This window comes from Acinetobacter sp. TG2027, from assembly GCF_000302435.1.
GTDB lineage: Bacteria > Pseudomonadota > Gammaproteobacteria > Pseudomonadales > Moraxellaceae > Acinetobacter > Acinetobacter pittii.
The window spans coordinates 97,475-120,245 of the sequence record NZ_AMJN01000053.1; the positions used below are offsets into that span (position 1 = coordinate 97,475).

The 22,771-nt window shown below is 36.3% G+C and carries 22 protein-coding genes and 1 tRNA gene; 8 read left to right on the forward strand and 15 right to left on the reverse strand.

The window, feature by feature from the left end:
* Window positions 1–12: 12 nt before the first annotated feature.
* Genes B806_RS0114560 through B806_RS0114590 form a run of 7 tightly spaced genes read right to left on the reverse strand, consistent with a single transcriptional unit; the run spans window position 13 to window position 7,310 of the window.
* Entirely contained in the window at window positions 13–672 is a 660-nt protein-coding gene (locus B806_RS0114560; RefSeq protein ID WP_017386774.1) for a methionine ABC transporter permease, read from the reverse strand.
* Window positions 653–1,729: an ATP-binding cassette domain-containing protein gene (locus B806_RS0114565; protein ID WP_079381101.1), complete on the reverse strand. Its 1,077-nt coding sequence runs from the start codon at window positions 1,727–1,729 to the stop codon at window positions 653–655. Before B806_RS0114565 ends, B806_RS0114560 begins: the two co-directional genes overlap by 20 nt.
* Before the next feature lie 5 nt (window positions 1,730–1,734).
* A complete protein-coding gene (locus tag B806_RS0114570; RefSeq protein WP_017403191.1) occupies window positions 1,735–2,568 on the reverse strand; it encodes a MetQ/NlpA family ABC transporter substrate-binding protein in 834 nt (277 codons plus the stop codon).
* Between the two features lie 13 nt (window positions 2,569–2,581).
* Window positions 2,582–3,412: a MetQ/NlpA family ABC transporter substrate-binding protein gene (locus B806_RS0114575; protein WP_017386777.1), complete on the reverse strand. Its 831-nt coding sequence runs from the start codon at window positions 3,410–3,412 to the stop codon at window positions 2,582–2,584.
* A gap of 14 nt (window positions 3,413–3,426) precedes the next feature.
* Window positions 3,427–4,839 carry an LLM class flavin-dependent oxidoreductase gene (locus B806_RS0114580; RefSeq protein ID WP_017403192.1) on the reverse strand — a complete coding sequence of 471 codons (1,413 nt, stop codon included), beginning with the start codon at window positions 4,837–4,839 and terminating at the stop codon, window positions 3,427–3,429.
* Window positions 4,839–6,062 carry an SfnB family sulfur acquisition oxidoreductase gene (locus tag B806_RS0114585; RefSeq protein WP_017386779.1) on the reverse strand — a complete coding sequence of 408 codons (1,224 nt, stop codon included), beginning with the start codon at window positions 6,060–6,062 and terminating at the stop codon, window positions 4,839–4,841. The genes B806_RS0114580 and B806_RS0114585 overlap by 1 nt, the downstream gene beginning before the upstream one ends.
* 12 nt (window positions 6,063–6,074) lie before the next feature.
* Entirely contained in the window at window positions 6,075–7,310 is a 1,236-nt protein-coding gene (locus B806_RS0114590; RefSeq protein ID WP_017386780.1) for an SfnB family sulfur acquisition oxidoreductase, read from the reverse strand.
* 345 nt (window positions 7,311–7,655) lie between these two features.
* Here B806_RS0114590 and B806_RS0114595 point away from each other — a divergent pair, with 345 nt between their 5' ends.
* The 5 genes from B806_RS0114595 (at window position 7,656) to B806_RS0114615 (ending at window position 12,221) form a co-directional block, all read left to right on the forward strand.
* The gene (locus B806_RS0114595; RefSeq protein WP_017386781.1) at window positions 7,656–8,420 is read left to right on the forward strand and encodes a glutathione S-transferase family protein; all 765 of its coding nucleotides are present in this window, start codon (window positions 7,656–7,658) and stop codon (window positions 8,418–8,420) included.
* Window positions 8,421–8,953: 533 nt separating this feature from the next.
* Complete coding sequence (locus B806_RS0114600; protein ID WP_002114541.1) at window positions 8,954–9,847, forward strand: amino acid ABC transporter substrate-binding protein; 894 nt, start codon at window positions 8,954–8,956, stop codon at window positions 9,845–9,847.
* Window positions 9,848–9,941: 94 nt separating this feature from the next.
* On the forward strand, window positions 9,942–10,784 hold the full coding sequence (locus B806_RS0114605; protein WP_002114400.1) for an amino acid ABC transporter permease: 843 nt from the start codon (window positions 9,942–9,944) through the stop codon (window positions 10,782–10,784).
* A gap of 2 nt (window positions 10,785–10,786) precedes the next feature.
* Window positions 10,787–11,464 carry an amino acid ABC transporter permease gene (locus tag B806_RS0114610; RefSeq protein ID WP_016145033.1) on the forward strand — a complete coding sequence of 226 codons (678 nt, stop codon included), beginning with the start codon at window positions 10,787–10,789 and terminating at the stop codon, window positions 11,462–11,464.
* A 13-nt stretch (window positions 11,465–11,477) separates the two neighbouring features.
* A complete protein-coding gene (locus tag B806_RS0114615; RefSeq protein WP_002114298.1) occupies window positions 11,478–12,221 on the forward strand; it encodes an amino acid ABC transporter ATP-binding protein in 744 nt (247 codons plus the stop codon).
* A gap of 51 nt (window positions 12,222–12,272) precedes the next feature.
* Here B806_RS0114615 and B806_RS0114620 read toward each other — a convergent pair whose 3' ends face one another.
* Complete coding sequence (locus B806_RS0114620; protein WP_025466020.1) at window positions 12,273–13,586, reverse strand: DcaP family trimeric outer membrane transporter; 1,314 nt, start codon at window positions 13,584–13,586, stop codon at window positions 12,273–12,275.
* A gap of 345 nt (window positions 13,587–13,931) precedes the next feature.
* On the opposite strand from B806_RS0114620, the gene B806_RS0114625 reads away from it, so the two are divergent.
* Complete coding sequence (locus B806_RS0114625) at window positions 13,932–14,402, forward strand: Lrp/AsnC family transcriptional regulator (RefSeq protein ID WP_002050132.1); 471 nt, start codon at window positions 13,932–13,934, stop codon at window positions 14,400–14,402.
* Window positions 14,403–14,447: 45 nt separating this feature from the next.
* Here B806_RS0114625 and B806_RS0114630 read toward each other — a convergent pair whose 3' ends face one another.
* The 3 genes from B806_RS0114630 to B806_RS0114640 all read right to left on the reverse strand — a co-directional run bounded on the left by B806_RS0114630 (window position 14,448) and on the right by B806_RS0114640 (window position 16,663).
* Window positions 14,448–15,197, reverse strand: coding sequence for a YebC/PmpR family DNA-binding transcriptional regulator (locus B806_RS0114630; RefSeq protein ID WP_002114471.1), 750 nt, complete (start codon window positions 15,195–15,197; stop codon window positions 14,448–14,450).
* A gap of 161 nt (window positions 15,198–15,358) precedes the next feature.
* Window positions 15,359–15,904 (reverse strand): 1-acyl-sn-glycerol-3-phosphate acyltransferase, encoded by a 546-nt coding sequence (locus B806_RS0114635; protein WP_017386783.1) that lies wholly within the window; start codon window positions 15,902–15,904, stop codon window positions 15,359–15,361.
* 186 nt (window positions 15,905–16,090) lie between these two features.
* Window positions 16,091–16,663, reverse strand: coding sequence for a TetR/AcrR family transcriptional regulator (locus B806_RS0114640; protein ID WP_005802380.1), 573 nt, complete (start codon window positions 16,661–16,663; stop codon window positions 16,091–16,093).
* 278 nt (window positions 16,664–16,941) lie between these two features.
* On the opposite strand from B806_RS0114640, the gene B806_RS0114645 reads away from it, so the two are divergent.
* The gene (locus tag B806_RS0114645) at window positions 16,942–17,805 is read left to right on the forward strand and encodes an iron-containing redox enzyme family protein (RefSeq protein WP_002115982.1); all 864 of its coding nucleotides are present in this window, start codon (window positions 16,942–16,944) and stop codon (window positions 17,803–17,805) included.
* A 169-nt stretch (window positions 17,806–17,974) separates the two neighbouring features.
* Here the strand turns inward: B806_RS0114645 and B806_RS0114650 are convergent.
* A tRNA-Ile gene (locus B806_RS0114650) sits at window positions 17,975–18,051 on the reverse strand.
* A 1,106-nt stretch (window positions 18,052–19,157) separates the two neighbouring features.
* Window positions 19,158–20,042, reverse strand: a complete 885-nt coding sequence (locus tag B806_RS0114655) for a LysR family transcriptional regulator (protein WP_002115984.1) — start codon at window positions 20,040–20,042, stop codon at window positions 19,158–19,160.
* Window positions 20,043–20,131: 89 nt separating this feature from the next.
* On the opposite strand from B806_RS0114655, the gene B806_RS0114660 reads away from it, so the two are divergent.
* Window positions 20,132–20,569, forward strand: coding sequence for a PACE efflux transporter (locus B806_RS0114660; RefSeq protein ID WP_005802377.1), 438 nt, complete (start codon window positions 20,132–20,134; stop codon window positions 20,567–20,569).
* A 59-nt stretch (window positions 20,570–20,628) separates the two neighbouring features.
* On the opposite strand, the gene B806_RS0114665 is transcribed toward B806_RS0114660, so the two are convergent.
* Together B806_RS0114665 and B806_RS0114670 are read right to left on the reverse strand one after the other, a co-directional pair.
* Entirely contained in the window at window positions 20,629–22,044 is a 1,416-nt protein-coding gene (locus B806_RS0114665; RefSeq protein ID WP_002115972.1) for a cytosine permease, read from the reverse strand.
* Window positions 22,045–22,285: 241 nt separating this feature from the next.
* Window positions 22,286–22,750 carry a hypothetical protein gene (locus tag B806_RS0114670; RefSeq protein WP_002115978.1) on the reverse strand — a complete coding sequence of 155 codons (465 nt, stop codon included), beginning with the start codon at window positions 22,748–22,750 and terminating at the stop codon, window positions 22,286–22,288.
* Window positions 22,751–22,771: the final 21 nt, after the last annotated feature.

Here is a 22,771-nt window from a genome sequence, read left to right on the forward strand (position 1 = left end):
GTTGTATTGCGTTTAAACTTTACGTTTATCAAGTTGCTGGGCTAATGCATCGCCAGTCGCTTGTACCAACATGACTAAAACAATTAAGACTAAAATGACAGCCACCATAATTTGCATATCAAAACGTTGATAACCATAACGATAAGCAATATCTCCTAATCCACCTGCACCAATAGCACCGGCAATTGCAGAGGAGTTAATCATAGTCACAATAGTCACGGTAAAACCCGCCACAATACCTGGCAAAGCCTCTGGTAAAAGTACATGCCAAATAATTTGTTTACGGTTACAACCCATGGCTTGTGCAGCTTCAATTAAGCCTTGGTCGACTTCACGTAAACTGACTTCTGCAATACGCGCAAAAAAGGGAATTGCTGCAATAGTTAAGGGAACAACCGCTGCCCAAACCCCATAACTTGTCCCGACAATCCAGCGAGTAAGCGGAATAAGCGCAACCATTAAAATAAGAAAGGGTACAGAGCGAGTAATGTTGATGACCCAACCTAAAGCCTGATTAATCTTTTGTGACGGATGAATGCCGTGCTCAGAAGTACTGACTAAAACAACAGCAATCGGTAAGCCAATTAAAAAAGCAATAAATGCAGATGCACCTACCATGAGTAAGGTATCTACAGTTCCAGTAATTAATAAATCAATGAGCTGGTCGTGCATAGCCAAGTACCTCAAATTGTGCAATTGCAGTTAATGCATCTTGTCGTATAGATGAAATATCAATTTCTACGTTAGGAATACCGACTAAAAGTGAACCAATAATGTGCCCTTGAATGGTATCGACCTGACTTTGATATAAATTGACGGGCGCTTTAAATTTGGCAAGTAATTCTTGAATATCGGGAACCTGATGTGCTTCAGCCTCATATTTCAGTTTTACAATAATATGAGTCGAATCTTCATCGGGTAGAGGACTGATTTTAAAAGGCAGGGTAATTTGCTCAAGGTTTAACAATTCTTGAGTAATTTGTTGTTCTGGTCGTGAAAATACAGACCAAACTTGTCCAGCCTCTACTATCTCACCTTGATCAATCACCACCACTTGATCACAAATTTCTCGAATAACCTGCATTTCGTGAGTAATTAATACAATAGTAAGACCCAGCTCCTGATTAATCTTTTTAAGTAAAGCCAAAATAGTGGCGGTACTTTCAGGGTCAAGTGCCGAGGTGGCTTCATCACACAGTAAAATTTCAGGATGGTGAACAAGTGCGCGTGCAATACCGACACGTTGCTTTTGTCCGCCTGAAAGTTGCGATGGGTAGTAGCCAGACTTATCTGCAAGACCTACGAGTGCCAGAACTTCATTTACACGTTGATCGATATCTACTTTGTTGTAATTGGAAACTTTTAAAGGCAATGCCACATTTTCCCAAACCGTTTTTGCAGACATTAAATTGAAATGTTGAAAAATCATTCCAATTCGTTGACGGGTTTGAATGAGTTCAGCATGGCTCAATTCAGCAATATTTTGTTGATGAATATGAATACTGCCTGTATTAACTTGTTCTAAGCCATTTAAAGTGCGGAGTAGGGAAGATTTTCCTGCACCACTTTTACCAATAATGCCTAAAATCTTACCTTGAGGAATATCAAGGTTAATCTCTTTTAAAGCATGCAGTTTTTGACCTTGCGATTGGTAAAACTTATTTAAACCGCGAATTTTGATATGGGGTAGAGAAAAATCAACTTGCGATCCAAAACTCACCATCATCATTCTCCTTATTTCCAGCCTTGAAACCACATACCTTTACCAAAGTCTTTATCCAGAATGTCTTGTGCTTGTTTTGAGTTCTGGAATGCTTTAACAAAGGTTGCAAGTTTTTGGTTTTTGTCTTGGTAATCGCGACGGGTCACAAACAAAATTGCATATTTTTTATCGATTGGATCTAAAAATAATGCGCTATGTGGATCGGTTACCTTTGCCATTTTTAAGTAGTGGGGGAAGCCGAAAATTAAATCGACATCGTTATAGGCATGTGCTGTCTGTGGGCCTTCAACTTCAACGAAGCTCAACTGTTTAGGATTAGCAATAATGTCTTGAGTGGTTGAAAGCTCATTATTTATATCTTTAAGCTGAATTAAGCCTGCACGGTGCAATAAAGTTAAAGCACGGGCTAAATTGACCGGATCGTTTGGAATAGCTACACGTGCTTTTGAAGGTAAGTCTTCAAGTGATTTATATTTTTTTGAATATAAACCCACATGACTTCCTGAACCCACACCAAATGCGTGTAAGTCATAACCCGTTTCTTTAACAGCATTACGTAGAAATACGCTTTGCTGGAAAAAGTTTGCATCAATATCACCGTTTTGTACGGCAACATTGGGTGCTCGCCAATCAGAAAATTCAACGAGTTTGACATGAACGCCTTGCTTTTCTACTTCATTGGCAACGCTTTGTAATAGCTCAGCATAAGGCGGGCTAATGCCGATCGTTAAAACATCATCGGCTTGTTTATTTTTAATATAACGGTAACCGACGAGGCCCAGAACTACGATTAAAATCGTAATTCCGAGTAACCAAGGTTTATGCTGTTTGAACTGAATCGCCATAATCTTTCCGTTATTACTTCCAGCCAGGGAACCAAAGTTTTGGCCCAATTTCAGCGTCTAACACAGCTTTAACTTTTGGCGAGTTTTGATAGATCTCAACAAATTTCTTCAATTTGTCTCCCTTATCTTGGTAGTCATCACGCACTACAAATAAAATTGCATAACGTTTATTGGTATTGTCATCAAGTAAAAGTGCACTTTCAGGGTCAGCTGTTTTTGCTAAGCGTAGGTAATGCGGATAGCCAAAAGCCAAGTCAACATCATCAATTGCACGAGCAGTCTGTGGCCCTTCAACTTCGATGAATTGCAAATTTTTAGGATTTGAAACTACATCTTTTAGTGCAGATAAATGATTATTTGAATCTTTAAGCGTAATTAATTTAGCTTGCTGTAAGAGTAGCAGGGCACGACCTTGATTGACTGGATCATTTGGAATGACTACACGTGCGTTTTGTGGCAATTCATCAAGGCTTTTATATTTCTTTGAATAAAGTCCCACATGTGATGCTGCACCCACTGCAAATGCCTTTAATTTAAAGCCTGTTTCTTTAATTGCATTGTCTAGGAAAGGTTGGTGCTGGAAAAAGTTCGCATCAATATCCCCATGATTTAAAGTAATGTTTGGTGTATTCCAGTCAGAAAATTCGACCAGTTTTACATTTAAACCCTGTTTCTTTGCTTCATCGGCAGCAGCTTGTAAAGTTTTTGCAAATGGTGGGCTAATACCAATCACAAGTTCATTTGAGCCACTTTGGCGATGTTTATTCCAAAAGAATAAAGCAACAACAAGGACTACAACGACTAAGCCGATGCCTAGCCATTTTTTAGAGGCTGTTTGAGCCATGTCTATCTCCAAATTTAAGCGGTTATTTCTTCAATTGTTGTTAAGTTTTTGCTGTTGTTATAGGGACTACATCGGTACGCTTGAACAGGGTGTTGTTTTGGTAATTGATCACCCCGATTAAAAATTTTGTTCCGCAGTGAACCCGTTTTATATGCAGTTTTATAGCGACCACGCTGTTGTAGCTCAGGTATAACCAAGCGAATAAAGTCGTCGTGAGACTCTGGTGCAACTGTACGTGTCAAATTAAAGCCATCAATATCTGTTTCATCTAAAAGATGAATTAAGTATTCAGCAACTTCTTCGCCACTACCCACGATGAGGGGATAACGACCACCTAAAACATGCTGAGCTTTTAAGTCATTTTTCGTGATTTGTTGCTCTTTAAATTTTTCGGTAATCGAAACAATACTGTTACTTTTTTGGTAAGGAATCGCTTCATCGTCGGCAAATTTACTTAAGTCGATACCAGTTGAACTCGCGTAATGCGCTAAGCCTGCTTCAGGACTTGCATATTGACGATATTCATTAAGTTTCTGTACAGCGAGATCATGTGTTTCGGCAACAACAACGGTTATACCGACAAAGACTTTAATATCATCCGCTGAACGGCCTTGCTGTTCTGCAAGAGCACGAATCTTTTTCACTTGTTCGCGTATTTTTTCGGGTTTGTCGCCGCCAATAAATACACACTCAGCATGACGAGTCGCAAACTGCATACCTTTGGGTGAAGCACCTGCTTGAAACAGTGTTGGGGTACGTTGCACAGAAGGAGACACCTGAAACACACCTTCGCTTTGGTAATATTTTCCGTGGTGGTGAATGGTGTGAACTTTAGATGGATCTGTAAAAACACGCCGTGCTTTATCTTTTTTAACGGCGTCGTTTTCCCATGAACCTTCCCAATATTTATAGCAAAGCTCTAAAAATTCTTCAGCTTGTTCATAGCGAGCATCGTGGTCTTTTAAACCTTTTTGACCAATTAAGCGTTCCGCACTATCTAGATAACCTGTCACGATATTCCAGCCAATACGACCTTGAGTTAAATGGTCGAGACTCGCAAAGCGGCGGGCAAATTGATATGGATGCTCATAGCTTAAGTTCACAGTGACCCCAAAACTTAAGTTTTGAGTGACTGCTGCCATAGCTGAAATGAGTGTAGATGGGTCATGGCTCGGAAGCTGAATGGACTCTTTTAAAGTCAGATCAATACCATTTTGATAGACGTCATACACACCTGTAATGTCCGCAATAAATAAACCATCAAATAAACCACTTTCTAAGGTCTTGGCTTGTTCTGTCCAATAACTGAGTTCATTAAAGCGGTGTGATTCATCACGTGGATGTGTCCATAAGCCATGATTGATATGACCAACACAGTTCATGTCAAAGGCATTGAGTAAAATCTCTTTCGCTTTGAAATCTGCCATTACAATGTCCCCCGACGAGGTGGAAGCACACCGTTAAGCACATAGTTCCCAATAAAGTAATATTTCCATCGTGCGGCATCATGTAAGGTATGTACTCGCGCATTACGCCAGAAACGATCTAGGCCATCTTGTGACTGACTACCACGGCTACCAGCAAGTTCAATCAGCTTAGACGAAGCTTTTAGCGCCGTATCACTACTATGAGCACGTACTTTGGCCACATCAATCGAAGCTTTTGCAATACTTTCAGGTGTGGTTTCAATTTTTGCGGCATCAATTGATTGAGCTGCTTGTTTTAATAACACTTCACTTGCTCGTACATCGACAGCAATGCGTCCTAGCTCATAAATCGTTAAAGGATCTTGGTTTGCAGTTTCTACATTTGAATCAATCCATGGGCGGGCTTGATGAACTCTTTGCAAACTTTCTTCAAAGGCGGCACGTGCAATGCCTACCTCAATTGATGCATGCATAATTTGCGCAAAAGGGCCCACTAAGGTTGGTTGTAAAAATGCAGTATCAAAAGGAATAACATCATCTGCATCGACAAAAACCTGATCAAATTTAACTGTGCCGCTGCCTGTGGTTTTTTGCCCAAAGCCAGACCAGTCATCAACAAGTTTTAATCCTTGTGAACCACTTTTTACAAAGGCTAGATACTCTCGACCCGCATCGTCTAAAACTAAGGTTGGAATACGGTGAGCAAATAAACTTCCTGTGCAGTAAAACTTTTCACCTTGAATCAAATACCCATTTTCGTGAGGACGGATATTGGTTTGTTTGTGAGTTGAAGTTTTGGTTTTAAACTCGGCAAGTGCATTACCAAAACGAGTGCCATTTAAAACTTCGCTGTATAAACGTTGTTTTTGAGCTTCTGTGCCTGTATTGCGCAATACTTCTAAGGCATAGAAATGGTTTTGTGGAATTTGTCCGATTGAGCCATCTGCACCACTTAAAAGTGCAATCACTTTAGCAACTGTATGACTTGAAACTTCGGCACCACCATATTGCTTTGGCACTGTAATTGCCCAAAGACCAGACTGGCTCAATGCATCAATTTCGGTATACGGTAAAATTCGTTTAGAGTCTCGCTCAACTGCGGTTTTTTTAAATTGCTCAGCAAACTGTTTGGCAATTTCTAAAGCTTCAGCATCATTTTGAATAATGTGCGCTTGGCCAGATGCCGAGGTTTGTTTCGTTTGAACCGATTGATATGAAGTCATGACAATTTCTCCTTAAATCCAGGCATGGCGAGCAGGGAAATGACCATTAAGGTAATAATTGCCAATGGCATGTAATTTCCAACGAACAGGGTCGTGTAAGGTATGTACACGGGCATTTCGCCAATGTTGATCTAAATTGTGTTGGCTTAAACTTGAACGGCTACCGCCTAGTTCCAGCAATTTTTCAGAGATTTGTAGAGCCGCATCATTGGCATAGACTTTTGCTTCTGCGACCAAAATTGAAGCTTTTGCTACCTGTTCGTCAGTCACAGTTTGAAGTTGATCAAGTTCATCTAAATATTCAGCAGCTTCATCAAGCAGTAAGATTGCACCATCGAGCAAAATATTTAACTTACCCACTTCTTGCAGGGTGTAATGTTCAAAGCTGGCTTTTTCAACATTTGCATCAATAATTGGACGTGCTTTATGAATAGTCGATAAAGTATCGTCAAATGCAGCTTCTGCAATCCCCACATCAATGGCAACTTGTAATAACTGAGAATAAGCACCGCGATAAGTAGGGGCTTTAGTTAATAAGCGTTCATCAAAAATAAGTTCTGGATTAACCTCAACTTGATTTAATTTAACTGTACCACTCGCTGTAGTACGCTGACCAAATCCATTCCAGTCATTAATGACTTCAATACCTTGAGTCTCTCGATTCACAATGACTAAAACCACATGACCTTCAGGATGAACCGCTTTAATTGCAAGCCAATGCGCAAAACTTGTACCTGTCGAATAAAACTTTTCGCCGTTTAAAATATATTTACCATTTTCAATGGTAAGTGTGGTTTTTAATGTTTTTGAATCGTGGGTATTACGTTCTGGCCCACCGTTGGCAAGACGTTTACCTGCTAATATTTCTGAAAAGATAAATTGTTTTTGTTGTTCTGTGCCCATGATTTCGATCAGGTTTAACAGGCTAATCTGATTTTGCGGAATCTGACCAACATTCGCATCACCTTTACTCAAAATACGGAAAACTTGAGCCAAAGTTTTATTCGAAACAAAAGCGCCGCCGTATTTTTTCGCAATGCGAATACCACCTAGGCCTTTTTGGCTAAAGCTTTCGATTTGCTCATGCGGTAATAAGCGTTGTTGATCACGTGCATTACGACCCTCTAAAGCAAAATCAGCCACTTGATAAGCAGCATTAATCGCTTGTTGATCATTTTGAATGATTTGGACGTATGCAGTCGTTTTTGATAGAGAATTAGACATAATGACACCTTGTATTGCTGTCATTACCTTACAAAAGAAATATTTTTCCACTAAACGAGGACTTATGCTCAGCTTATGAAATAAAGTGCAAAGCATTTTTTTTGCTTTTTAATGAAAAAATAGAGATATTGAAAAATTATAAAAAACAATAGTTTAAGGTTGTTATGCGGAAAAATAATAATAGAGTTGGTTTTAATATGAAAAAGAGCAATAAGTACGGTAAAAAAAGATATAAAAAAAATAGACTTAAGTGTCAGTGAAAAATGAGCACAATATCCATTGTTTTAACTAAAAATAGCTTCTAAAGTATCTACTTACCGACGACCATTTTTGTACAAATAGTCAAATAAAAATAAACGTGGAGATTTTATGCGGGTTTTGTATCAGTTTCCTTTGTCCCATTATTGTGAAAAAGCTCGCTGGTTGTTAGACCATAAAGAACTTGATTATGTGGCTCATAACTTAATTCCAGGCTTTCATCGTGCTTTTGCACAACTCAAAACAGGCCAAAATTTACTGCCTATTTTGAAAGATGATCATCAATGGATCGCTGAATCGACTAAAATTGCACTTTATCTGGATGATACTTATCCGGAGCATTCACTGTTACGTCGTGATGAACAATTAAGACAGCAAACATTAAAAATAGATAGCTTGGCTGATGAGCTGGGTATTCATGTCCGTCGTTGGGCTCTAGCTCATACGTTGGCGCAAGGAGACCATGCTTTAGAAATTATGATGGGTGAACAAGGCTATTTACGCCAATTTGAAAAAATATCGAAGCCATTCCTCAAAACACTGGTAAAGAAGAACTATAAACTTGAAGAAGAGCTAGTCAACCAGTCAAAAGAACGTATGGATGAACTCATAAATGAACTAAATAACTGCTTAATCGAAAATCAGGCACGTTATATGGTAGGCGATCGCTTAAGTCTTGCTGATATTTCTGTATGTTCTATGCTTGCTCCTTTATTAGAAATAAAGGGTACGCCGTGGGAGCGGGAAGAGGCTGAAGGTGTTTCGGAAGAATGGAATAACTATCAACAAAATTTACTCGATTTACCTCTAGGTCAGTATGTTTTAAGAATATATCAAACTGAGCGTAATGCGCGAGTAGATTGGCGCGGAATTTAAAATTATAAAATGCCCTGAGAAAATCGGGGCTTATTTTTATCTTTGCTAGTTATTTTATTAAGGTAGATATTACTATCAATTTTCTAAATGATTTTTATTAAGCCATTTGTTTATATTATTTTGATGCCAAAATTACTTTTTACAATATAAATTCCATTTTATCTAAATGACTAATAACTTTAATTTTTATGATTTTTTGGAAAATACAATTTTTCTAAATACTATTTTTAGCCAAAGTTAAGCCACTTTATTGTGCATGTGTTTACAATGTAATCAATAATTGCCACATTTAAGTGTAAATAGATGAGCTTAATAATAGACAGAAGATTAAAACATAGATTAAAGTAGAAACATGTGAGCAGTTTTAAAGGTATTAATTCTGCAAAACAGATTGAATAGAATAAGTGAAGCAAATGGATGGGTCCGACTTGGAAAAGTTGGCTCGATAATTGCAATTTAATAAAAAATCACTCTATTGCTCTATATGAATGATTCTATAGATAAATAGAGAGAATGATCATCAAGGAGTTCTTATGAAACGTTCTGCAACCTCTCTCATTATTTCAACAGTTATGCTTTGTACGGTTGGCGCTACTTCTCAAATTCAAGCAGCAGATACATTAGCTAAAATTAAAAGTACCGGAAAAATCGTAATTGGTCATCGAGAATCCTCAGATCCAATTTCATATGTTGTTGCAGGTAAACCAGTAGGTTATGCAGTCGATATCTGTAACCAGTTTGCAAATGACATTAAAAAAGAATTGAAAATGCCTAGCTTAAAAGTTGAGTATAAGGCAGTAACTTCATCAACACGTATTCCTGAGCTTTTGGCAGGCAATATCGATATGGAATGTGGTACCACTACAAACTCTAAACAACGTCAGCAACAAGTTGGTTTCTCAACTAACTACTATGCAACAGAAGTGCGCATGGCTGTTAAAGCAAACTCTGGCATTAAGAGTTTGGCGGACTTAAATGGTAAAGCAGTTGTTACTACTCAAGGCACTACATCTGACAAATACATTAAGATGAATGAAAAAGGTCAGGCAGTTAATGTTCAAAATATTTATGGTAAAGATCATGCTGATTCTTTTGCCATGATGGCATCTGGCCGTGCTGCTGCATTTGTAATGGATGATAATATTTTAGCAGGCTTGATTGCGAAGTCTTCTACACCTAAAGCTTTCGCAATTGTAGGTCCGGTACTTTCATCTGAACCTTATGGAATTATGCTTGCTAAAGATGATCCAAAATTTAAAGCGGTTGCAGACCGTACTGTAAATAACTTGTGGAAAACTGGTAAAATGGACGCTTTATATAAGAAGTGGTTCTTATCTCCAATTCCACCAAAAAACACGAATTTGAACATGCAACAAAGTTCATCTTATAAGAAATTAAAAGCTAACCCAACAGATGCAGGAATCTAACTGGATCTTTTTGTCCTAAATTTACTTGTGTAAGTGTAAAGATTCATTTGCACAAGTGGTCTATTTTCTAAAGATATTAATTTAAGGGGCAAACATGTCAGTCGGCTCGCTAAACTGGACTATATTCTGTGCGGAGTCTAATGAATATGGTGTCGATAAAGCCGCATGGGCAGAATCAGTTTGTAAAGCTATTGGTAGCTCAAGCTACAATGCTTATGCTGAGGCACCCACATGGTTACAAATGTTAGGTTCAGGCGTGTTCACTATGGTTTGGACAGCTATTATAGCCTTTCTTATCGCATTTTTATTAGGTTCTCTCCTAGGGGTAATTCGTACATTACCCAACAAACCTCTCGCATTTATCGGCAATTGTTACGTTGAAATTTTCCGTAATATTCCACTTATTGTGCAACTATTCTTCTGGGCTTTTGTTTTTCCTGAGTTTTTACCGGACAGCTTAAGTGCAGGTAGTGGGGATGTAGTTGCTGGTGGTTGGTGGAAAAATATTTTAAATCAGCAACCGGCGGTTATTGGTGTTTTTGCATTAGGTCTCTACACGGCTGCACGTGTATCTGAGCACATACGTGCCGGAATTAATACCGTTTCTCGTGGACAGAAGTTCGCAGCTTCCGCTATGGGTTTTACTACTGCACAAAGCTATCGTTATGTCATTTTACCGGTTGCATATCGTACCGTATGGCCAACGATTACATCTGAAGCAATGAACGTTTTTAAAAACTCGGCTGTTTTATATGCGTTGAGTGTATTGAATTTCTTTGCTTACACGAAAACCATGCGTGAAGAAACTTCTCAGGACATTATCATTCTTATTCTCTCTACACCTGTTTATTTGATTATCACTTATAGCATTAAGTTTGTGATGGCATGGATTGAGAAACGAATGGCTGTACCTGGCTTAGGTTCAGGAGGGAAGTAATCATGGATTTTTCTTTATTACAAAACCCTGATGTGATCGCGGCACTCAAAGAAGGTTTCATTTTTACGCTTACCGTAACGGTATTAGCAATGATGGGCGGTATCCTAATTGGAACCCCATTGGCAATGATGCGTTTATCTAGCAATGCCATCGCAAGTAATTTTGCAAAATTTTATGTTGATCTGTTTCGTGGTATTCCACTGATTCAGGTGATCTTTATCTTCTACTTTTTGTTGCCGAAAATATTTGAGTTCCAATCTGATACCTATTGGGGTCCGTTGTTTTCGAGCGTTGTAACTTTTGCCATTTTTGAAGCAGCTTTTTTCTCGGAAATTGTACGTTCTGGAATTCAGTCTATTTCAAAAGGTCAGGTACATGCAGGCTATGCGCTAGGTTTTACCTACGGTCAATCAATGCGCTATGTGGTATTACCTCAAGCCTTCCGTAACATGCTCCCAGTATTGTTAACTCAAACAATCATTCTATTTCAGGACATCTCATTAGTTTATGTGATTAGTGCACCAGACTTTTTAGGCCGTGCAGATACATTGGCTAATACATATGGACCTGAAACAAAAGCAACATTCTATTTAATCGTCGCTGTAGTGTATTTCTGTAGCTCGTTTGTGCTGTCGCATTTAGTCAAACGCTTACAGCAAAAAATTGCCATCATTCGCTAATTGGAGATTTTAAATGCCAATGATAGACATCCAACATATCTCTAAATGGTATGGTGATTTTCAGGTTTTAACAGATTGCACGACGAGTATTGAAAAAGGTGATGTCGTTGTTGTTTGCGGACCATCTGGTTCAGGAAAATCAACACTCATCAAAACAGTAAATGCTTTAGAACCATTTCAACAAGGTGACATTATTGTTGATGGAATTTCGCTTAAAGATCCAAAAACAGATCTCGCTAAATTTCGTTCACGAGTGGGAATGGTCTTTCAGCACTTTGAGCTTTTTCCGCACATGACTGTTTTGGAAAATTTGACGATTGCTCAAGTTAAAGTGTTAAAGCGTTCAGTTGCAGATGCTCGTGCAAAAGGTCTGAAATATTTAGAGCGTGTAGGCTTACTTGCTCATAAAGATAAATTTCCGGGGCAGTTGTCGGGTGGTCAGCAGCAACGTGTAGCGATTGCACGTGGTTTGTCTATGGACCCAATCTGTATGTTGTTTGATGAACCAACTTCTGCACTTGATCCTGAAATGGTCGGTGAGGTTCTTGAAGTTATGGTGCAGCTCGCACATGAAGGCATGACCATGATGTGTGTTACTCATGAAATGGGCTTTGCTAAAAGAGTATCTAACCGTTTAATTTTTATGGATGAAGGTAAAATTTTAGAAGACTGCCCAACCCATGAATTCTTTGATAATTTAGAAGCTCGTCATGAGCGTGCTAAACTTTTCTTAGAAAAAATTCAGGCGATGCACTAATATCCCTAATAAAAAAAGAGCCATTAAAGGCTCTTTTTTTATATCTAATTTTTAGAAGCTATACTTTGCTAGCAGGTTGATACGTGAATAATCACCCTTGTCACCTGCAAAAGTTTCACGTTGACCGTAAGTATATTCTGCTCCTAAATCAATATTTTTAACTGGGTTCCAGATTAAATTGACTAAAGCGTTATAAATTTCTTTGTTATAGCTGGTATTGGTTAAATTGCTATTTGCATAGACATTATCATCTTTGTATTGAATACCACCTACAGCAAAAGTAGAACGCAGAATAGGGCTCCATTTACGTTGATATCCAATTACTGCGCTATCGAATTCTCCTAAATTAATATCTTGTGTTGTTGTGTCATAGTTATAAGCCGAATTACTATAAAGTAAATAACGGCCATCGCCTTTAACATGATAGTAATTAGCAACCACGCTATCTTGAGGCGTTAAATCATATTTACCACCAACACCAACACCCCAGCCAAATTTCTGTTCAGAAGTGCTATCTTTTGGAGCTACACGGTTTTCATGGGCAAGACCATGTAACTGTAATAGGCCTTTGTTATCCGTAGTTTTGAAATCATATCGTGCTGTTAAAGCAGGAAAACGGCTTCCACCGGCAGCATTACCAGCTTTTTCAACATCACCGCCTTCTAAGGCAACTAATATTTTTTGTTGTGCATTAATTGGCTGGGTGTAACGAACCTGTACTGTACGTGTAGTACCTGTACCAATAGCGCCATTAAAGTCTACTGTTTCTGGTGATGTATCTGTGTTTACAAAAGGTGAGGTTGTTTGACCAGCTAACCATTTTCCTAAAGACATATAGGCATGACGAACACGGAAAGTACCATTGCCATTATCTCCATTGCCACCCATGAAATCGGCTTCAATTTTACCTGTTAAATCTCCATATTGAGTTGGACGAGTAATATCTAAGCCAATTCGTGAAGTTGCTGCAGATACATTGAGTGAGTCTTGTTTTGGATCATCTTTATTCAGTGGATAATTGGCACCATTTGAAATACTGCCATTTGAACCTTTAAAGTCATAGGTTGCATCTGCGCGAACACTACCATAAAGCTTGACTTGAGTTTGCCCATCGGCCATAGCCATCCAACCTGGTTTGGATGCAGGAGGTGTAGGGGTAGAAGGTGCTGCGGGAATTGTTGCTGGAGCAGTGACAGTTAAAGCTGTTTTTTGTTGATCAGATAGTTTCTGGACGAGTTGTTTTAACTCCTTTACTTCATCACGTAAGGCGTTAACTTCAGCATCTGTAGCGGCATGCACAGGCATCGTCACGCTCATTGCACCTAAAGAACTCATTGCTAACACTAGTGTTTTGATCTTATTCACAGGAACTCCCCCGACATGGATAAAAATTTTCCTGCAAATACATAACAAAAATGATGCCAACTTTAAGAAACTTGAAAAATAGTCAAATTTTGATGATTACTTCCCTTTTAGCCTCAAATGGTAGTGAGAATAAGAATTTTGCATCGATAAATCAGATTTAAGCATAAAGCTGACTCTCTAAAATGAACCGCACATGACAGTACTTGCACGTTTAAAAGGCATAAAAGAATTAGGCTCTATAAAGGAAAAAGAGTTTTGTTGCCCATAAACCTTTGTATTTTCAATGCAGAGGTAGTGGTATAGGGTTATACTGTCTTCACTGTGAAATTTTGGCTGGAGATAAGAGTGGAGTTAGATCGTTTTGATAAACAAATTCTAGAAATTTTGTCTCATGAAGACTTAAATTTGAATGAACTTTCAGAACGGATCAATCTGTCAGTCAGTTCTGTACATCGCCGTATTAAGCACCTGATTGAAGCCAACATCATGGGACAGCTCAAAAGGGAAATTAATTTTAGTAAGCTTGGTTTTACTTTACATATTTTATTGCAAGTTTCACTGAGTAAACATGATAGTGAAACATTTGATAAGTTTCTGTCTGAAATAGAAGCAATTCCAGAAGTAACTAATGCATTCTTGGTAACGGGGCAGAGTGCTGATTTTATTTTAGAGCTTGTAGCACGCAACATGGATGACTACAGTGAAATTTTATTAAGACGTATTGGAAAAATCGACAACGTAGTTGCTTTGCATTCTAGCTTTGTCATTAAAGAATATAATGTGTTCAATTGCTATAACTTGCTCAACAAGCTATAAAAAAACGCACCATTTGGTGCGTTTTCTTTGATTCAAATGTTTGATTTAAGCATCAAGTTGAGCCAAAACCTCATCCGAGAATTCAACGTTAGTATAAACGTTTTGTACATCGTCAAGATCTTCAAACATATCAATCATTTTAAGAATTTGTTTTGCTTGGTCAACATCTGTAATTTCAGCTTTTGTAGATGGGCTCATCACAACTTCTGCGTTATCAGATTTTAAACCAGCAGCAGTAAGGGCATCTTGTACTTCACCGAAAGTTTCTGGTGAAGTGATTACCAAAATTTCATCTTCTGAAACTTCAATATCTTCAGCGCCAGCTTCTAAAGCAACTTCCATGATTTTATCTTCTAAAGAAACATCTTCAAAAGTAATCTCACCACGTTTAGTAAATAGATAAGATACAGAACCCGCAGTTCCTAAGTTACCATTTGTTTTACTAAAACAGTGACGTACGTCTGGTACTGTACGGTTTAAGTTATCTGTCATTGTTTCAACAAGAACAGCAACCCCGCCAACACCATAACCTTCATAAGTTACTTCTTTTAGATCATCATTATCTTCACCACCAGCACCACGTTGGATAGCACGGTTAATGGTGTCACGTGTCATATTAACTGAGAGAGCTTTTTCAACTACTGCACGCAGACGAGGGTTGCTAGCAGGATCTCCACCACCAAGTTTGGCAGCAGTCACAATTTCACGAATATATTTAGTAAAAACCTTACCGCGACTTGCATCTTGTTTAGCTTTACGATGCTTAATATTGGCCCATTTAGAATGACCCGCCATGGACGTGAACTCCAAAAAAAGAAAATGCAAAAGTGCTGGAATATTAGCATAGGCTTGGTTTTGTTGAAAACTGTTGCCCTGCGTTTTGTTAGCCAATTGAATAAGAACAATAAGCTTAAGACCTAATGAGTGAGATTAGGTCAAATCAAGTCCAATTTGATTTAGTTAATTTTTACATCTATGTCAAATTGAGCATATAACTCTTTAATGGTTTCCAAGTCTTTTTGTAAATCAGTCGGGTAAATTTTACCTAAAATCCCACCTTGTTTACTTCGAGCATTGGCATACATTAAAACAATAGGAACATTGGCTGCTTTTGCAATATGCCAAAAACCTGTACGGATAGGCTTACGTTCAGAGCCATCTTTAGCACGTGTAGCTTCTGGAGCAATCACTAAGTTAAAAGTTTCATGGGTTTGAAATTGTTCAACCATTTGCGAAACGATATCTTTACTTGCTTTACGATCAACAGGAATGCCACCCAATTTTTCTAAAATTGGCTTAAGGGGGCCTTTGAAAAGTTCTTTCTTTATTAGAGTATGAATTTTGATGTCTAACATTTGGAAGAGGGCAATCGAGAGCACTGCATCTAGATTTGAGGTATGTTCAAAGCCAATAATAACTTGTTTTTTCTCAAGAATTTGTGGGTCTACATTGTAGGTCCAACCAACGGCTTTAAAGATAGAGTTACCTAGAAATTTTTTCATACATCAGTGCAAATTGATAAATTTTCAGGATTCTAATATGAGTTTGTAAAAAAGCCTAGAAAAATTATGAAAGCTAAAGTAGAGCACAAAAGTTAAGGATTATCTAAGTTCTAAAATACTTTAAAAGTTCTTTTTTTATTTTTCTCAAACTTCATTTTAAAGTAATAAACCTAGATGATTTTAAAATTAAGATACTGGCTGTGGTATCTCTTCATTAATTAAATATTCAATATATTTCCAAATTTTTTCAGGGTTAATAAGGTTTTTATCTGTCGTTCCATCAATAATCATCCCATCAATAATGGAAATAATGATATGAACAAGGGGCGTTGGATTTTCTATACCTAATTGATTAAGCTTTTCATGTAATAGATTAGTCAACCATTTTGTATATTCATAAAATGGTTCACGAATTGAAGTATATTGTTTAGATACTTCAATAAATGCCTTTTTAAATAAACAGCCATTAAATGTTTCGCTATTGATCCATTCAATATACCAATTAAAAATAATATGAATTTGCTCAAGAGGACTAGCATCTTGATGTAAACTTAATTGTTCATTGATTGAGTTTTGAATATTTATATTTCGATGTTGCAAACATTCCATAATTAAATTTTCCTTTGATGGAAAATATTTATAAAAAGTCATTTTTGCAACATTTGATTCAGCAATAATACGGTCAACACCAGTAGCATTGTACCCAATCTGATTAAATAAATTTAAAGCAGTATTTATAATATCTTCTTTTTTTGACATTACTATTCCATATAGTTAAAACTAATTATAACTTAATCTAAAATATTAAATTTTTAATACAAATTATGATAATAAAAAACTGATTTTGATTCAAGTTGAGATTGTGATAATGATTATCATTAATTGAAGTTTTTTTTAATTTTTCATTTGATTTCGTACGATTTTAATTCTAATATTAATCGATGAAGGAACATATTTAAATATTAATTTAAGTCATTGTTTTTATAATAAAATATGTAAAAATCGATCATGCTTCAATAAGTTTAATGAGAGCGGATATGCCTAAGAAATTTGAGAATTTTAATAATCCTAGAAAGAAAGCACTCGCAGGGATGAAACAAAGCATTTCAGCTGAACTATGGGAAAAAAATTCAAACTTTTTGACCCGATTAAGAGCAAAGATTGCAAAACATCCTGTATCCCATCATCCTGCAATCGATACTTTAAATAATGGCGAAATTAATAAAGAAGATTTAAAAAAAATTCATTTAGAGTATCGTCATGCAATTGTGCAAACTTTTACTGATGCATTGCTCATGGCCCAATTTCAAACTAAACAATTAGAGCCGAGATTGCATGCCGGTGCAAAAATGTTCCCGCGTTTTCTTTTGAGTTTAAATATTTTTGATGAGTTTGGATTTCGGCCAGGTTTGGATAAAGACGGCTACTATCAGGGAAATCCTGAATATGCTCATTATCCCTTATTTGAAGATATATTGAATGATTTCGGTATTACAGAACAAGATCGTCTAACTTATCATCCGACTGAAATTGCAGATCAGGTTAGAGTATTTTTAGAAAATGCTTATGATGACTATAAAGCTGTTTCAGCCTTACTAGCAGTCGCAGAGGAAGAAGTCATTCTGTATAGTCCACCTTTACGTAGAGCAACTAAAGCAGTTGGTCTAGATGTGGAGGGTGGTGGTTATTATCATGTACATGGTATCTCTGAGGATGAAAGTGCTGAAGCAGCAGATGACGATCATGAAGAAGATTTATGGTATGTCTTGATGCAAGCTTGTACAGAAGAAGACTATAATTATATTGAAAAATTATGCTTAGAGTATTGTGATTTATGGGAAAAGTTTTGGGATACACAATTAGAGAATTCTGAGCCAATGCGAAAGCAAATCTTAGCTTAATAGATGAAAGATGGATATTTAGTACGAAACGTAAGTGTATTTTAAAACATCTAAAATTTAGGGATAAAATAAATTTAAATTTTGAGTATTTTTTATAAGAGTAAAGCATATTCTATTTGGATATATATTAAAAAACCCCATAAACTTTTTGTTTATGAGGTTCGGTATTTGGTGGGCCCACACAGACTTGAACTGTGGACCAACGGATTATGAGTCCGCTGCTCTAACCAACTGAGCTATAGGCCCTATAAGTCAGAAAAGCTTTTAATCTCAATGCTTTTCAGTGCGTGCAATACTAATCAATTTTTTTATTAAACACAAGTCATTTTCTGAAGTAGACGCAAACTAAACCCAAAAATATTGTGTCATATTGGTTAATATTTCAAGCGATAGTGATTCTAGCTTATGTGTAGTTCAAGAGTAAAGTGGGAAAAGTTATTTATCGATCAATTAGAATTTATTCCAACAATCTATTGTGACGATGACTTAATTGTATTTGTAGTTTGAGACATTAATTTATATAAAATAAATTTTGTTTAAAATATAAGCGGAAATTGTAGCTGTGCTGTTTGTGTGTTGTGAAAATATAGAATTAGAAAAAACTTATTTAAGATAAATATAAATGGTGATTAAAAATATTATGTATTTTTATATTGTAATTAAGCTTTAGGTATATGGTAGATTGCCTTTTTAATTATATATTTCGAAAAATAATAGTTACAATAATTCTCTTAATAAGATTCTAGCCTATATGTAGTAAAAATATAGACTATTAGGGCCAAATTACTTAAGAAAATAGTATTATTAATTTTTAGATTAGCTTAAAATTTAAACTCAACTTAAAAAAGTAAACATTAATATATAAAGTTAGCAACTTTAATAATGAAACATAAAACTAACGAATAAACGGATTCAATTTTTTTAATGCAAATAAATTTAATTAAAATATAATACTTTTTCTTAAGATGTTTATTGTGTTTTTCTAAAAAAGCTGTTAAGGACGCTAATAGAAATTTTTATCATTAAAATACCTTTCCGTCTCTAAAGTATTTTCTATATGAAACCTAAATTGTGATTGTCTTCACAACAATACAAATGTTTGTATCTTATAAACTTTATTCTTGACTAAAACACTTGGTTTTAATAAAGTATAAGTGTATTTTTTACAAAACAAAATATTATTGCTTAATCCTGAAATACAACAAGAGGCCTACTTTCTAAGTAGGCTTTTTGTTTTTAGTAGTATTTAGAAAGATGGCACAGAGTAATAAGCTTAAGCTTTAAATAAACTAGATTTAACAAGAATCAAAATTATAAAAATCCTTAGACTTTCAGAACTAACCTATAAAGTTTTATAAATTTTCTTGAATAATTTTAATTAACTCTCTAGCTGCTTTAGGTAAAGGGCGGTCTTGGAGCCAAATTAAATAAATAGATAGAGGTAAATGATTTTTCGTATTTTTAAAATCTAAAAGGACTAAGTGACCTTGATCAATTTTATCTTGTACTAGTGATAACGGAAAATTTCCCCAACCAAGTCCAGCTTCAACCATATTAATTGCTGTTTGTAGACTATTGGTTTTCCAGTACATTGCACCAATAATTGAACGGGGATCTTTCATTTTATGTTCACTACTCGCCACAACAATTTGTCTAATATTGATTAATTCCTCAATAGAAAACTGCTTTGTTCTATCTTGTAGAAGAGCGTGGTTAGAAGAAATCGTAGCCGCCACTGTTTCAGTCATTACCAATTGTAGATTCTCGCGCATTTTTATATTGAGGTCTGAACCCGCTAAGCAAAGACTGATTTGCTCCGTATAAAGTAAATTAACAATGTCGTCTTGGGGAGCAGTAATAACTTCTATGTTGAGTAAAGGGAATTTATCGGCTAGTTTCTTTATTGAATGGAATAATAATTTTGTATTTACATCGGAAACAACGCCAATACGCAATTTACTTTCAAGTCCTAAAGAAAGTTCATGTGCATGAGTGCTAAATAGCCTAAGTTGTTCAGAAATGATCCGTGCTTGAGGTTCCAAGGCTAATGCTGCAGCGGTAGGAATGACCTTTCGAGGAGTCCGTTCAAATAATATATAACCCAATTCTGCTTCTAAATTAGCAACGGCCATACTTACTGCTGAGGGGACTCGATTTAGTTTACGAGCAGCCGCAGAGAAAGAACCCGTATCGAGTACGGTTATGAAAAGTTCAATATTTTCACTGTTAAAATTCATTTTGATATCAGCTGAACTGAAAGCTATTAACTTTATATATGATTTTGACTGAAATTAAAATATAAGGAATTAAGCAGAGTTTAGTGATTATGCAAGGTATAAAGCGTCGAATTGTATATGTTTCTTCCTATGAAATAATCGGAATGGTTATTTCATCAGTAGGGTTAGCGATTTTGGCAGGTGATAGTGTTGAACATACAGGACCACTCTCTGTCATGATTACGACCATCGCTGTAACTTGGAATTTTATCTACAATATTTTATATGAGAAATGGGAAGCTAGACAAAGCAGCCATATCCGTACAGTTAAGCGTAGAGTGGGGCATGCTATTGGTTTCCAACTTACCTTAGTCTTGTTTTTGATTCCTCTTATTTCATGGTGGATGGATATTTCTCTGGTTGCTGCTTTTTGGTTAGATGTGGCCTTTATTATCATTATCCCTATCTATACTTTTATATTTAATTGGAGCTTTGATAAGTTATTTGGATTGCCTATTTCGGCACAGGCTAAAGCGCTATCAGAATAACCGTAAAATTATTTTATAAGCTATCAAGGTGATCGACTTTGATAGCTTATCTAGTTTCATTATTTGATTTGATCAATCACTAATTGTTTTGAAAACTTGAGTTGAGCTTTCTTGGCGAAAATGTAGTAAATCAATGCAGTAGAGATAAGACCTACGAGCCACGATAAATCGATTCCTCCTAGCAATGCCGCAATTTGACCCGTATAGAATTTACTATCAATAAATGGCAGTTGAATCAAAATACCTAGAAAGTAGCAGGTAATTCCAATCCGATTCCAACGGCCATACTTACCATTTGGATCATAGAGTGCATCTACATCACATTCTTCTTTAGAGATAAAGTAGTAATCAACAAGATTAATGGCACTCCACGGAATAAAAAAGGTGAGTAAAAACAAAATAAATGCTTTAAAGGCGCTTAAAAAAGTATGTTCACCTATAATTGCAATAAAGGTTGAGACTACAACCATAGCAAGGACAATCAATAATCTTGTTATTTTTGAGATTTGATTTGTCGATTTGAAACTATTCCAAATCGTAGCAATACACATAAAACTGCCATAGGCATTTAAGGTCGTTAGAGTAACTTTCCCAAAAGCGATACTAAAATATAGAAAGGTTACGACAAGGGCAATTGGGTTCATACCCACAACATATTGAACTTCATTTCCAACAAAATTGCCGTTTGCAACCTGAGCGATTAAAACGCCTAAGCTCATAGAAATCTGTGAGCCAATTAAAGAACCTAAGCCGACAGCCCAAAAAACACGAGATGAAGATGTTTTAGTTGGAAGATATCGAGAATAATCTGCAACATAGGGACCAAAAGAGATTTGCCAAGAAGCAGAAAGGGAAACTGCTAACAAGAATGAAGACCAGCTGAAATGACGTACTGCTAAGAGTTCAGAAAAATCAGAAAGTGCGAAGATCTGAGTCAAAATAATCACAAAAGCAATCAAACCAATAATACTGGCTACTTTGCCTACCAAATGGATTAAACGGTATCCAATCGTTGCGAATAAAATGATTAAACTTGCATAAATTAAGATACCAGTTGTGTTGCTGACATGTGCCAAATGTGCAATTGCTTTACCCGCTAATACCTCTCCAGTTGCGGTAAAACCAATATACATAAGGCAAACGAGTATGATTGGAATACACGCGCCATAAACCCCAAATTGCACACGGCTTGAAATCATTTGAGGGAGGCCAAGTTTAGGACCTTGGGCAGCATGTAGTGCCATGACGGCAGCACCAAAACATTGTCCTACTAATAAGCCAATAATAGACCAAAAAACATCCCCGCCTAACACAACGGCTAGCGCGCCTGTCACAATGGCTGTGATTTGTAAGTTAGCACCAAACCATAGGGTGAATTGGGCAAATACTCCGCCATGTCTTTCATTTTCAGGAATAAAATCAATACTTCGATTTTCTATAAAACTACTATTAGGTTTCCCAGCCGATGAGTCCATTTCACTCTCCTTATCCTTTAAGAGCCATCCTATTCTTATTTATTCATATTTGTATAAGCAAATATAAACATGTATATACAAGTAATTTTAAGAAGAATCAAATATTTTTGAAGTATTGGACGTTAAAATTGAGTTAAATAATTCATAGATAAGTAGAAAAAGTATTTGACTGATTTTATTTTTTAAAATTTAAATGATAAAAAAATAATATATGAAAAAGCCCTCTGCAGAGGGCTCTATTTTATGCATTTGCGTCTAAAACTAGTTGGAAATAAGTGGGAAGTTCAGAAAATTGTACCAGTTGGGTCTTATCTTCTTGCTTAAAATAATACTGATAATTTGGAGTGTCTAAATGGTTATCTAGATATTGGGTTGCATCTGTAAACTGTGCTTTTGCAATCGGCTTATCTTTCTTGCATTTAATAATAACAGGATTTACGGAGTTTAATTTTACAGGAACGCCATTTTCAAATTTAGCAGTTTCAATCAATAAGGAAATTTTGAAATCTCTGAAGGTTACACAGAAGTGACCTCCATTTTCAGTCTTAATTTCTCGGTCGGAGAAAAGATCTTTAAATAAATTCTTAAGGGATTCTCTGTGTTTATCTAAGGCAACTTGAAATTCATGATCTCGTTGCTCGATCTTTTCTTGCTCTTCTTGTAGCAATTTGGCTTGCTTTTCAATTGTTGTAAAATCCAGCTTCATTTTAATTTCTCCTTTGCTTGT